Raw genomic sequence first — 370 nt, 5'->3', positions numbered from 1 at the left:
AAAAAGAGAGCTAACCTGCTGATAATAAAGGTAAAAAAGTATTGCATAATTCGTTATTTCTTAGTAAATTAGAAGTCTCTGAACTCTTCTGATTATGACTAAAGAAACACTCCTTATGCAATACCAATCCGAGTGCCTGTCGGCTTTCAAATCAGTAGCGAATATACACAAACCTTTTGAAAAAGCATTCATGGACACCATGAAATTATTCATGGCCATCCCGGATCGTATAAATTTCCTTCAATTGGGCAGATATGGCTGTTTCTCAGAACAGACTTATCGTAACCTTTTTGAGCATGAAACTTTCGACTGGTTTGCGTTCAACGGATCTATCATCAGCAAGCATCTCACAGGCAAAAGAAAAGCCATC

Annotated in this window: 1 protein-coding gene; it reads left to right on the top strand. The window is 37.6% G+C overall.

Features of this window, described 5'->3' with window-relative positions; all coding sequences use genetic code 11:
- Positions 1-115: 115 nt before the first annotated feature.
- Positions 116-370: hypothetical protein (locus D4A39_RS19460; protein WP_233552546.1), on the top strand; the 255-nt coding region annotated here is incomplete at its 3' end.

Origin of the sequence: Alcanivorax profundi (assembly GCF_003597125.1) — a bacterium.
Taxonomy (GTDB): domain Bacteria; phylum Pseudomonadota; class Gammaproteobacteria; order Pseudomonadales; family Alcanivoracaceae; genus Alcanivorax; species Alcanivorax profundi.
Note: the sequence above shows the minus strand (reverse complement) of the source record. Positions and strands in the feature narration are given on the sequence as shown.